At 54.9% G+C, this 12,260-nt stretch carries 12 protein-coding genes; 2 read left to right on the plus strand and 10 right to left on the minus strand.

Features of this window, described 5'->3' with window-relative positions; translation table 11 throughout:
* Positions 1–3: 3 nt before the first annotated feature.
* From gntK to I6L74_RS06940, 4 genes are all read right to left on the minus strand, one after another.
* Positions 4–531 (minus strand): gluconokinase, encoded by a 528-nt coding sequence (gene gntK / locus I6L74_RS06925; protein WP_059180314.1) that lies wholly within the window; start codon positions 529–531, stop codon positions 4–6.
* A 126-nt stretch (positions 532–657) separates the two neighbouring features.
* Positions 658–1,653, minus strand: a complete 996-nt coding sequence (gene gntR, locus I6L74_RS06930; RefSeq protein ID WP_059180315.1) for a gluconate operon transcriptional repressor GntR — start codon at positions 1,651–1,653, stop codon at positions 658–660.
* A 223-nt stretch (positions 1,654–1,876) separates the two neighbouring features.
* Positions 1,877–2,572 carry a pirin family protein gene (locus tag I6L74_RS06935; RefSeq protein WP_059180316.1) on the minus strand — a complete coding sequence of 232 codons (696 nt, stop codon included), beginning with the start codon at positions 2,570–2,572 and terminating at the stop codon, positions 1,877–1,879.
* 123 nt (positions 2,573–2,695) lie between these two features.
* Positions 2,696–3,733, minus strand: coding sequence for an oxidoreductase (locus tag I6L74_RS06940; protein WP_059180317.1), 1,038 nt, complete (start codon positions 3,731–3,733; stop codon positions 2,696–2,698).
* A 421-nt stretch (positions 3,734–4,154) separates the two neighbouring features.
* Here I6L74_RS06940 and yhhY point away from each other — a divergent pair, with 421 nt between their 5' ends.
* The gene (yhhY, locus tag I6L74_RS06945; protein ID WP_059180318.1) at positions 4,155–4,643 is read left to right on the plus strand and encodes an N-acetyltransferase; all 489 of its coding nucleotides are present in this window, start codon (positions 4,155–4,157) and stop codon (positions 4,641–4,643) included.
* Between the two features lie 84 nt (positions 4,644–4,727).
* On the opposite strand, the gene ggt is transcribed toward yhhY, so the two are convergent.
* Positions 4,728–6,473, minus strand: coding sequence for a gamma-glutamyltransferase (gene ggt, locus I6L74_RS06950; protein WP_059180319.1), 1,746 nt, complete (start codon positions 6,471–6,473; stop codon positions 4,728–4,730).
* Positions 6,474–6,595: 122 nt separating this feature from the next.
* On the opposite strand from ggt, the gene I6L74_RS06955 reads away from it, so the two are divergent.
* The gene (locus tag I6L74_RS06955) at positions 6,596–7,021 is read left to right on the plus strand and encodes a DUF2756 family protein (protein WP_059180320.1); all 426 of its coding nucleotides are present in this window, start codon (positions 6,596–6,598) and stop codon (positions 7,019–7,021) included.
* On the opposite strand, the gene ugpQ is transcribed toward I6L74_RS06955, so the two are convergent.
* From ugpQ to ugpB, 5 genes are all read right to left on the minus strand, one after another.
* A complete protein-coding gene (gene ugpQ, locus I6L74_RS06960; protein WP_059180321.1) occupies positions 7,002–7,751 on the minus strand; it encodes a glycerophosphodiester phosphodiesterase in 750 nt (249 codons plus the stop codon). The genes I6L74_RS06955 and ugpQ overlap by 20 nt on opposite strands.
* A complete protein-coding gene (locus I6L74_RS06965; RefSeq protein WP_059180322.1) occupies positions 7,748–8,818 on the minus strand; it encodes a sn-glycerol-3-phosphate import ATP-binding protein UgpC in 1,071 nt (356 codons plus the stop codon). Before I6L74_RS06965 ends, ugpQ begins: the two co-directional genes overlap by 4 nt.
* A gap of 1 nt (position 8,819) precedes the next feature.
* On the minus strand, positions 8,820–9,665 hold the full coding sequence (gene ugpE, locus I6L74_RS06970) for a sn-glycerol-3-phosphate ABC transporter permease UgpE (RefSeq protein WP_059180323.1): 846 nt from the start codon (positions 9,663–9,665) through the stop codon (positions 8,820–8,822).
* Positions 9,662–10,549, minus strand: a complete 888-nt coding sequence (gene ugpA, locus I6L74_RS06975) for a sn-glycerol-3-phosphate ABC transporter permease UgpA (protein WP_059180324.1) — start codon at positions 10,547–10,549, stop codon at positions 9,662–9,664. The genes ugpE and ugpA overlap by 4 nt, the downstream gene beginning before the upstream one ends.
* 158 nt (positions 10,550–10,707) lie before the next feature.
* Positions 10,708–12,024 (minus strand): sn-glycerol-3-phosphate ABC transporter substrate-binding protein UgpB, encoded by a 1,317-nt coding sequence (gene ugpB / locus I6L74_RS06980; protein ID WP_059180325.1) that lies wholly within the window; start codon positions 12,022–12,024, stop codon positions 10,708–10,710.
* Positions 12,025–12,260 lie beyond the last annotated feature (236 nt).

Below are 12,260 nucleotides of genomic sequence, written 5' to 3' on the forward strand. Positions count from 1 at the left end.
AACTTACTGCCTTTTATTAATGACCTCGATGGTGCTGGCAACAACACCGTCCAGCGGCTGATCGATATCCACGATCAAGACATCGCTTTCATCCGCGCCCGGTTCCTGCAACGCGTCAAACTGAGTAACCAGCATCTGAGTTTTAAAGAAGTGGCCTTTACGCGCTTTCAGACGGCTTTCAATCACCTCGAAATCGCCTTTCAGATAGATGAAAGAGAGATTCGGATTGCCGTCACGCAGCAGATCGCGGTAGGTCTTTTTCAGCGCGGAGCAGACAATCAGCGACACTTTATTGGTGCGCTGCATGGCGAACGCGGCATCATTCAACGCCTGCAACCACGGCTTGCGGTCGTCATCATTCAACGGCTCGCCAGCGGCCATTTTGGTGATATTGCTGCGCGGATGAAGGAAGTCGCCATCAAGAAATGCGGCCTGAAGTTGATGCGCCACTTCACTGGCAACGGCGGATTTACCGCTACCGGAAACGCCCATCAGGACATAAACGTGGTGATCGAGATTCGTCGTGCTCAAAGAGAGTCCCTCAGTCAATTGTTACGGGTAACAGTTATCGGTAACATTGTCCTGCCGGGGCAAAAGAGAAGCAATATCCAAACGTGCGTGAAGTGAATAAGTGTGAGCCAGGTCAAACTTGTCAGACTAAATTGATCCACCTGGTGACAAGGTGAAACCTAAATCTAACATTTTCGGCGTCACCACTTCACCCCGAATGCGCGCCAGCAGGCGTTCCGCACCAATGCGGCCCATGCGTTCACGCGGTGTCAGGACGCTCGCCAGTCGCGGCTCCATCACCTGGCCGATATCGTGGCCATGGAAACCGGCTATCGCGATGTCATCAGGGATTTTCAGCCCCAAACGCTGGCATTCAAACGCAGCGCCAACCGCCAGGTCATCGTTGGTACAGAAGATGCCATCGAGCTGCGGATATTCACGACGCGCCTGACGCATCAGCTCAATACCGGACGAATAGGAAGACGATTGCTCCACCATCACGCTGTACGGCGTTAAATGCGCGTCGAGCATGGCCTGCTCGTAGCCCTTCTGTTTGATGATAGTACGTTCATCCAGACGTGCGCCAAGATAGGCGACGTGGCGATGCCCACGCGCAAGAATGGCGGCAGTCATCTGGCGAGCGGCCTCAAAATTGTCGAATCCGACGGCGATATCCAGACACGGAGACTGGCTGTCCATCAGCTCGACGACCGGAATCCCGGCGACTTCAATCATTTTGAGCGTGCGAGGGGTGTGAGTACGTTCCGTTAAAATCAGACCGTCGATGTTCCAGGAAAGCATGGATTCAAGACGTTCCTCTTCCAGTTCCGGTTTGTACCCATAGTGCGCAAGCATGGTCTGATAACCGTAAGCATCGGTGACGCTTTCGATACCGCGCAGCACTTCGGCGAAAACCTGGTTGGTCAGGGAAGGAAGCAGGACACCGACCGCGCGGCTGGTGGAATTGGAGAGAATATCGGGGGCGCGGTTGGGGATATAACCCAGTTCATCGAGAGCAGCGGCAATCTTGCCACGCAACGCCAGGGAAACCTGTTCCGGGTTACGCAAAAAGCGGCTGACCGTCATTTTGGTCACACCGACGCGATCGGCTACATCCTGAAGTACGGGTCTTTTCTTTTTCATCGTCCTGAGAAATCTTGAGTGAGAGATTTTCTCAGTTTATCACGGACAAAGGCCAACCTTCCCCTGTCAAATGGTGAGGGTTAGCCTTTTATCAAAAAAATACACGTAATCATTCGAGTTGCATCGAGGCGGCGACGCAGTGAAACCCCGGTCGCGTACATATCTACGCGACCGGGGTTACGAGTTAAGCCAACGACGATGCGGCTTAACGGATGACGCATCTTCAGACCGGTGGCAGATCGAAAAGCAGTATTTCACTTTCACTGTCGGCATGGATGGATAGCGCCTGCTCATCCCAAATCGCCAGACCATCGGCAGTGGTGGCTTTGGTGCCGTTAATGCTCACCTCGCCTTTTACGACCTGGATCCACACGCGGCGTTCCGCAGCAATCTGGTGCACAGATTGTTCGTTTTTCGCCAGCGCCCAGCGATACAGTTCCATATCCTGATGTACTTTCAGCGAGCCATCACGAGCATCGGGAGAGAGCACCAGCTGTTTGCCCTGTTCTGCATCAAAGCGACGCTGCTCGTAGCGCGGCGTAATACCGGTTTCTTCTGGAATGATCCAGATTTGATACAGGTGCAGTTTTTCCGTTTTGCTCGGGTTGTATTCCGAGTGACGTACACCGGTCCCTGCGCTCATGATCTGGAATTCACCCGCCGGAACCTGCTCTTCGTTACCCATGCTGTCTTTGTGTGCCACGGCACCTTCGAGCACATAGGTCAAAATTTCCATGTCTTTGTGCGGGTGAGTGCCGAAGCCCTGGCCTGCATCAATCACGTCATCGTTAATCACGCGCAGTGCCGAGAAGCCCATGAAATTCGGGTCGTAATAGTCAGCAAACGAGAAGGTATGCCATGAGTCCAGCCAGCCATGATTTGCGTGACCACGTTCGTTAGCTTTGCGTAAGAAGATCATTGTTTTTCACCCCAGTTCGTTTCGATGGAGTAAGTGTGGACGTATTCGCGCTGGGATGATAGTGGGTGAAAATTGACTCCTCTGTTCAAAAATTATGAACAAGTCCAGAGGAGCCACTTTTGCTTATTTCGCGAGGGTTACCGTAGCAGGAGAGGCCTGCTCAAACGCCCGTTCAAGGATTTCCAGATTGGTCAGAACGTCAGATTCCTTGACGTAATTTGGCGTCCCTTCGGTGATGGTTTCAAAGAGCGCATCATAGACGCGGCCATAGTCGCCAATTTCCGCTGCGATCTCTTCTTTGACCGTCACACCGTCGGCATTGACGTACTCCATCACGCCGAGGGAGTCATCCGCGGCAAAACCCGTTTCGCCGGGCATAATATTGGCTTTCAGGCTGGTTTCCTGCTGGTCAATGCCGTATTTGATAAACGAGCCTCTGGTGCCGTGAACGATAAATTTTGGGTAATCGATTTTCACCAGATGACTGGTTTTGACGATCGCTTTTACATCGCCATAAAACAGCTGCGCTTCGAAAGTGTCGTCGGGGTTGGCTTTATTACGCAGGCTGCGGATGTCGTAAGCCACGTGATCCGGGCGGCCAAACAGGGAGATAATCTGGTCCATGGTATGCACGCCAAGGCCGTAAAACGACCCGTCCTGCGGCAGGCCAGGCTTGGTTTCAGCAATCGGGCGGAAGTAATCAAAATGGCTTTCGACTTCAACAATCTCCCCCAGCTTGCCGCTCTCGATGGCTTTTTTCGCCGTCAGGAAGCAAGAGTCAAAGCGGCGATTCTGGTACGGCGTTACGGTCAGCCCTTTGCTTTTTGCCAGTGCGAAAAGCGCTTTAGCTTCAGCCATTGTCGGGGTAAAGGGTTTTTCCACCAGCACGTTTTTGCCCGCTTCCAGCGCGCGTTTCGCGTAATCAAAGTGGCTGTCGGCGTGCGTGCAGACGATCACCAGTTTGACCTGCGGATCGCCCAGCACTTCATCCAGATCGCTGGTGAAATGTATATGTGAATACTGCGGAGCCTGCTCTTCCGGCTTCGCGCTGCGGCGGTAAATATGCGCCACATGCCAGCTGTTTTTACGGTTGAGAACATACGGAAGGTGATAGCGGGTGGTGCTTTTACCAAATCCAATAAATGCGCAATGTAACGTCATGGCTCAGTCCTTTTTAAGGTTGCTGTTCCTACCATAGCGCAACTTTTCCCTTCACCCCAGCGTTGACTTAGCCCATCCTTCGGGCGTGAGTGGCGCAGTCAGATTATTCACAGCAAGCGCGCAGCAACCGAAGCGTATACACAGTACGTGAGGATTGCGAGCACTTCCCGGCGGCAGAATGGCACGTAAGCCAGGCTGAAAAATAGACAAAAAAAAGCCAGCGAGAAGCTGGCTAAAGTAATACTGGAAGCAATGTGAGCAATGTCGTGCTTTCAGGTTTCCGTAGAGGTCTTCCTGAACGCGAGACAATAATAATCATTCTCATTCGCAGTTGTCCAATACTTTTTGCAAAAAAGTGAGTTGACTCAAATTTCAAACTCAATGATGTTAAAAGGGAGATCAACCTAACGAGGACAAAGGAATGAGTGAGATAGTGATACGCCACGCTGAACCGAATGATGCCGCGGCCATACGCCAGAATTACATGCATCCGGGGGTGTATCATGACACGCTACAGCTACCTCATCCTTCTCTCGAAATGTGGCAAGAGCGCCTGGTTGTTAAGCCCGGGCAAAGACGTCTGGTGGCCTGCATTGATGAGAAAATCGTCGGCGACCTGTCGTTACAGGTAGAAGCCAGTCCACGGCGCAGCCATGTGGCATCCTTTGGCATCAGCGTAGCAGCGGATGCGCAAGGGCGCGGCGTAGGCAGTGCGTTAATGCGTGAGATGATCAATCTTTGCGACAACTGGATGCGCATCGAACGTATTGAATTGACGGTATTTTCAGATAACCCAGCCGCACTGGCGCTGTATCGCAAATATGGCTTTGAAATTGAAGGCACCGGCAAGAAGTTTGCGCTGCGTAACGGCGAGTATGTCGATGCGTATTATATGGCGCGAATGAAGTAGTTTGTTGCCCTCACCCTCTCCCACAGGGAGAGGGGATTGCCCGACATGCACTTCCCCCCGCCCCTGTGGCGAGAGGGGAAGACATCAGTATCCAGCCGTCAAATCATCGACGGTGCGTGGATCGGATGCGCCAAACAGCGTACCGTCCGGCCCAACCATAATGCTCTGGGTGCTGCCCATCGCCTCTTTCACCGCAATTTTCTGCCCGCGCTGCTCCAGCAGTTTTAAGGTATCCGGGCTAAAGCCCTTCTCCACGCGCAACTCGTCCGGCAGCCACTGATGATGGAAACGCGGTGCGTTAGTCGCCTCCGCCACGTTCATACCAAAATCAATGCTGTTCACCACCATTTGCAGCACAGTGGTGATAATACGGCTGCCGCCAGGGCTACCGGTGACCAGCCAGGTTTTACCGTCTTTCACCACAATTGTCGGGGACATTGACGATAGCGGACGCTTCTTCGGCCCGACCGCATTGGCGTCGCCGCCCACCAGTCCGTAAACGTTCGGTACACCCGGTTTAGCCGAGAAATCATCCATTTCGTTGTTCAGTAAAATGCCGCTATTACCCGCCACAATCCCGGTGCCAAAAATGGTATTGAGCGTATAGGTCACCGCCACCGCGTTACCGTCTTTATCCACCACCGAGAAATGGGTGGTCTGATTGCTCTCGTATGGCGCCAGTTTGCCGGGACGAATTTGGCTCGACGGTTTTGCCTTGTTGATATCAATCTGATCCGCCAGCGATTTGGCATACGCTTTGTTGGTCAGCGCCTGCCACGGCACTTTAACGAAATCCGGATCGCCGAGATATTCCGAGCGATCCGCGTAAGCAAACTTCTCCGCTTCGGCCATCACCTGCATCGTATCGGCACTACCAAAGCCGAATTTGTGCATATCGAAGTTTTCAAGAATATTAAGGATCTGCACAATGTGGATCCCACCAGAAGACGGCGGTGGCATTGAGTACACCTGATACCCGCGATAGTCGCCGCCGATCGGCTCGCGCTCGATAGCTTTATATTCCGCCAGATCGGCTTTGGTGATCAGTCCGCCGTTCTTTTGCATCTCTTCCGCGATTTGGTCGGCAATCGCCCCTTTGTAGAACGCATCCGGGCCGTTTTCAGCAATCAGCTCCAGGCTTTTCGCCAGATTTTTCTGCACCAGCTTGTCGCCCTTTTTCAGCGGCTCGCCGTCTTTCCAGAAAATCGCTTTGCTGTTTTCATGGTTGGGAATGACTTCACTGCCGTAAGTTTCGAGGTCGTCTGCCAGGGCGTCGTTCACCACAAAACCGTCGCGCGCGAGCGTGATAGCAGGCTGCACCACTTTGTTCAGCGGCAGCGTGCCGTATTTTTCCAGCGCCAGCGAGAAGCCTGCCACCGTGCCCGGCGTGCCGGTTGCCAGATGTGACGTCAGCGATTTTTTACTGTCCGGGTTGCCCTGATCGTCGAGGAACATATCGCGGGAAGCCTGGTTCGGCGCCATTTCGCGGAAATCGATCGCCGTCGTTTTCCCGTCTTTGGTGCGCAGCATCATAAACCCGCCGCCGCCCAGATTCCCCGCCTGCGGATGGGTCACCGCCAGCGCATAACCCACGGCAACCGCAGCATCCACGGCATTACCGCCCTGCTTGAGAATATCCACGCCCACTTGGGTCGCCATCGCGTCAACCGATGCCACCATGCCCTGCTTCGCGCGAACGGGATGAAATACATCTTCTTCGACGCCATACGAGACAGGCGGTGCGGCAGGCGGATTTGCCGCCACGGTGAACGTGCCGCCTGCCATCAGCGCAGCGATAGCGACCCAGCGCAGAAACGTTGGTTTTATCATTGTTATTCTCCAGGTGATGGGATCCATATTCCCGTTTAAGCCTGGTTCACAACTCCTAAAAAATCATCGTGGTGTCAGAATCGAGATAAACTTAAGAGAAGCCTCAGAGGGAGGAAAAGATAATGAAACGACTTTTGCTTATTACGGCGCTGCTCCCGTTTGCTGCGTTGGCACAACCACAGCCACTGAATACGATGAACAACCCCAATCAACCGGGGTATGTCATTCCGAGTCAGCAGCGGATGCAGACGGAGATGATGAACCAACAGCAGCAGCAAAAAGGGATGCTCAATCAACAGTTGAGAACCCAAACACAGCTTCAGCAGCAGCATCTGCAAACGCAGATGAACACCAATACCCAGCGGATCCAGCAGGGCCAGATGCGTGAGCAGCCATTGCCGAACGCCAACGGCGGCATGCTCAACAGCACGCCACGACCGAGTTCCAGAACGCTTCTGGGGGGTGATAGCGGAGGGGTTGCGCCGCAGCAACAGCATATGCTGCCGCAGCGCCAGAACGGCGAATTACTCAGTCCGCCGCTGAATTAAAGTCTGGACCAATCACGTCGATGGCATCGGTACAGATGCAGTCGACGCCCCAGCGCAGCAGCTCTGCCGCGCGCTGGGGTTTGTTAACGGTATAAACCAGAATGTGTAATCCGGCGTCTTTCAGCATTTTTACGCGCGCTTCATCCAGCAGTCTGTGATTTAGATGAATCGACACGCAGGCTAAACGCGTTGTTAGCGCCTGCCAGTCGTCACGCCATTCATCCAGCAGCAAACCGCGCGGCAGCTCCGGTGCGGCCGCAAGAGCGGCTTCCAGCGCGTCGATTTCAAACGACGACAGCAGCGGCGCCGTCATCCCGTCCCACATTTCGCGCGCCGCCAGCGCAATCACTTTGCCTGTGAGCGGCCCGCTGCCGGTGGTCGGTTTGATTTCAATGTTGGCCATCATACCGTGCTGACGACAGCGATCCGCCACTTCCGCCAGCAGCGGCAGCGGTTCGCCTTTGAATTCACTGCTGTACCAGCTGCCTGCGTCCACTTTCAGCAGATCGCGCCACGGCAGCGCTCCCGCCACGCCCCAGCCATTACTGGTACGCTCCAGATTGTCGTCATGCAGCAGGAAGATTTCACCGTCTTGCGACAGCTTAGCGTCAAACTCGATCATCCGATGACCGTAATGCGCACCCACGTCAATCGCTGCCAGCGTGTTTTCCGGTGCCAGTTTACCGCCGCCGCGATGGGCGACGATGTGAGGATAAGGCCAGTGACTCATACGCGTTGTCCTGTTTCGCCATCAAATAAGTGCAGATGATTTTCGGGCAGATGCAGCCAGAGCGTGCTGCCGGCTTTAGGGCGTTCCTGATGGGCCAGACGCACCACCATTTTTTGATCGCCCCAGCGCCCGTGCGCCAGGTTATCCGCTCCCAGCATCTCCAGCGTGTCCATGACTAACGGCACGCCGCCGTCCGCCTGCGAGCTTAACGCAATATGTTCCGGGCGGATACCCAGCGTCATTTTACGTCCGGCATAACCGCGATAATACCAGTTGATCGGCAGCGCCATACCGCTCTCAAGCTCGAAATGGGTGCCCGCGTGGCTGATGCGCCCTTCCAGCAAATTCATCGCCGGACTGCCAATAAAGCTCGCCACAAAGCGGCTGGCCGGTTTTTCATACACTTCAACCGGCGTACCGATTTGCTCCGCAATCCCTTTATTCATCACCATCACGCGTTGTGCCAGCGTCATGGCTTCGACCTGATCGTGGGTGACGTACAGCGAGGTGGTTTTCAGGCGACGATGCAAATGCTGTAACTCAAGGCGCATTTGCACGCGCAGTTTGGCGTCGAGGTTAGAGAGCGGTTCATCGAACAGGAAGACCGCCGGATCGCGCACGATAGCGCGCCCCATCGCCACGCGTTGACGCTGCCCACCGGACAACTCGCGCGGACGGCGTTTCAGCAAGCCGTCGAGTTCCAGAATGCGCGCCGCCTCTTTGACACGCTCTTCGATGTGGCCCTTGCCCATCCCACGAATTTTCAGCCCCCAGGCCATGTTCTCTTCCACGCTCATGTGTGGATACAGCGCGTAGTTCTGGAACACCATCGCGATGCCTCTGTCTTTTGGCTCCATCTCCGTGACGCGCTGCCTGTCAATCCAGATATCGCCGCTGGTCACGCGCTCAAGCCCGGCGACCATGCGCAGCAGCGTGGATTTTCCGCAGCCGGACGGGCCGACCATCACGATAAACTCACCATCTGCCACGTCTAGCGTCAGCGGCTGAATGACCTGAGTTTTGCTGTCCCAGCTTTTGGTTACTGCCTGTAATTTTAATCCAGCCATCTTATTTCTCACTGTCCACTAAGCCACGCACAAACGCGCGCTGCATGGCTAAAACGATAACGACCGGAGGGATGAGGGTGAGCAGCATCGCCGCCATCACCTGATTCCAGAGCGTGGTGCCTTCGCCCGTGGCGATCATGCCTTTGATGCCCGCTACGGCGGTGCCGAGATTGACGTCCTGCACAATCAGCAGCGGCCACAGATACTGGTTCCAGCCGTAGATAAAGGTGATCACGAACAGCGCCGCAAGGTTGGTTTTGGAGAGCGGCAGCACGATGTCACGGAAAAAGCGCATCGGTGACGCACCGTCGATTCGCGCCGCTTCAATCAGCTCGTCCGGCAACGTCATAAAGAACTGGCGGAACAAAAACGTCGCCGTTGCTGACGCCATCAGCGGCAGCGTTAGACCCGCGTAACTGTCGAGCATTTTCAGGTTGGCGATCACTTCGACCGTCGGGAAAATACGCACTTCAACCGGCAGCATCAGGGTGATAAAAATCATCCAGAAGAACAGGTTGCGCAGCGGAAAACGGAACCAAACGATGGCGAACGCAGAGAGCATCGACACCACAATTTTGCCGACCGTGATGCCGAACGCCATGATGAAGCTGTTCAGCATCATCAGCCAGAACGGCGCGCTATTCGCGCCCACGCCCTGCGTCCAGATGGTCGCCATGTTTTCAAAAAGATGACCACCGGGGATCAGCGTCATCGGCGTTTCAAACACGGCTTTAGTGTCCAACGTGGCGGCCACAAAGGCGATGTACAGCGGGAAGAGGATGACGATAATCCCCAGAATCAGCATGGTGTGGCTGAAAATCGTCAGCCCCGGACGGTTCTCAATCATTGGTAGCGCACCTTACTTTCGACATAGCGGAACTGAACCACCGTCAGCACAATCACCAGCAGCATCAGCACCACCGACTGGGCAGCAGACGCAGAGAGATCCAGACCCGCAAACCCTTCGCGGTAAATTTTATAAATCAAGGTCGTCGTGGCCTGCACCGGCCCACCGGCGGTGGCGGCGTCGATCACCGGGAAGGTATCGAAGAAGGCGTAGACCAGGTTGACCACCAGCAGGAAAAAACTCACCGGGGCGATCAGCGGCAGTGCCAGCTTAAAGAAGCGACGGATCGGGCCTGCGCCGTCAATTGCGGCGGCTTCAACCAGCGATCGCGGAATGGATTGCAGCGCGGCAAAGAAGAATAAGAAGTTGTAGCTGATCTGCTTCCAGACCGAGGCGAAAACCACCAGAAACATCGCCTGGCCGCTGTTTTGCGCATGGTTCCAGTCGTATCCCATCTCACCGAGGAAATGGGTTATTAATCCGCGTCCTGGGTTAAACAGGAAAATCCACAGCACGGCGGCAACGGCAGGCGCAACGGCGTACGGCAGCAGCATTAGCGTTTGATAAATACGACTGCCGCGCACCACGTAATCCACCAGGGCGGCGAAGAACAGCGAGGCCAGGAGACCACTGACGGTCACCATGGTGCTGAATTTTATCGTCGTCCAGAAGGAATCGATGTAGTAGCTGTCGTGCCACAACGCAGCGAAGTTATCCAGACCCACGAACTGGCTGGACAAACCGAAAGGATCGACACTTTGTACCGAGTACCACAGCGCTTCGCCGGCAGGCCAGATAAAGAAGATGACGGTGATAATCAGCTGCGGGGCGACCAGCAGATACGGCAGCCAGCGCGAACGGAACACCGGACGGGATGATGACATAAAGGGACTCTTTTCCAGAAAACGCCGGGTGGCAGCGTCGCCTTACCCGGCCTACAAGGTACATTTTCTCCCTCTCCCAGTGGGAGAGGGTTTAGTGAGGGCATCAGCTCGCACTAAACCTGTAGACCGGATAAGCGCAGCGCCATCCGGCAAAAGCATTAAGACTTCGTTGACTGCTCAAAGCGACGCAGCAGCAGATTTCCGCGCTCTACCGCAGAATCCAGCGCCTGCTGAGGGGTTTTCTTACCGGTCCACACGCTTTCCAGCTCCTCATCCACGATGGTACGAATCTGCGGCATATTGCCCAGACGCAGGCCTTTCGTGAACGGCAACGGCGGCTTGTTCATCATCTGACGCGTGGCAATATCAGCGCCTGGGTTTTTCTCATAGAAACCCTGCTCGCGAGTCAGATCGTACGCGGCTTTGGTAATAGGCAGATAACCGGTTTTCTGGTGCCATTCAGCCGCGTTTTCAGGTTTTGCCAGGAAGTCGAGGAACTCCGCGACGCCTTTGTAGGTGCCCTTGTCTTTGCCCTGCATCACCCACAGGCTCGCCCCGCCGATGATGGCGTTCTGCGGCGCGCCTTTCACGTCTGCGTCGTACGGCATCATGCCCACGCCGTAGTTGAATTTAGCGTAGTGACGGATGTCCGCCAGCGAGCCGGAAGAGGCGGTCGTGATCGCGCAATCGCCGTTGTAGAACTTCTCGGTTGATTCGTCTTTACGCCCGAAATAGCTGAAATCGCCCTTCTTATTCAGGGCTTCCAGCAGCGCGATATGTTTGACCTGCTCTGGCTTATTGAACTCCAGAACCGCATCAGTGCCGTCGAAACCGTTATTTTTGGTCGCCACGGGCAGACCATGCCAGGCGCTGAAGTTCTCGATCTGGATCCAGCCCTGCCAGCCGCTCGCGTAGCCACACTTCATGCCTGCTGCTTTCAGCTTCGCGGTGTAGTCCGCCAGGTCCTGCCAGGTTTTCGGCGGCTGATCCGGGTTTAAACCGGCTTTCTTGAAGGCGTCTTTGTTGTAATACAGCACCGGCGTGGAGCTGTTAAACGGCTGAGACAGCAGGTGGCCGGTTTTGGAATCGGTGTAGTAACCGGAAACGGTCGGCACGAACTGAGATTCGTCAAAGTTGATGCCCGCATCTTTGAACACTTCGTACACCGGTTTGATGGCTTTGGACGCCATCATGGTCGCGGTGCCGACTTCGTAAACCTGGAGCAACGCCGGAGCATTGCCGGTACGGAACGCCGCGATACCTGCGCTCAGGCTCTGCTCGTAGTTGCCTTTGTACACCGGCACAATTTTGTAATCCGGGTGGGTGTCGTTGAAACGCTGCGCCAGGGAGTCAACTTCTTTACCCAGTTCCCCTTCCATGGAATGCCAGAACGGAATGGACGTGACAGCCATTGCGTTCGTCGCAAAAGCCAGACCGATTGCCAGACCCAAAGCTGTGTGTCGTAACGATGTCATTGTCATCTCTCTTTTTTGTGCCGGATGCGCGATATCACGCGTTTTATGCTCGCGAGGTAACATGACATGTTCGAATGACAGAAAAATAACTGTTTAATTACAAATAAGTGACAACCAGGAGGCAGCGGGATGATGGTACGGTGAAGGTAATATGGCGGGAATAATAATGTTGTGCGGCCAGATGCCCTCACCCCGGCCCTCTCCCACAGGGAGAGGGAGAAAGCACTAAAAAAGGC

Source organism: Lelliottia amnigena (genome assembly GCF_019047465.1).
Taxonomy (GTDB): domain Bacteria; phylum Pseudomonadota; class Gammaproteobacteria; order Enterobacterales; family Enterobacteriaceae; genus Enterobacter; species Enterobacter amnigenus.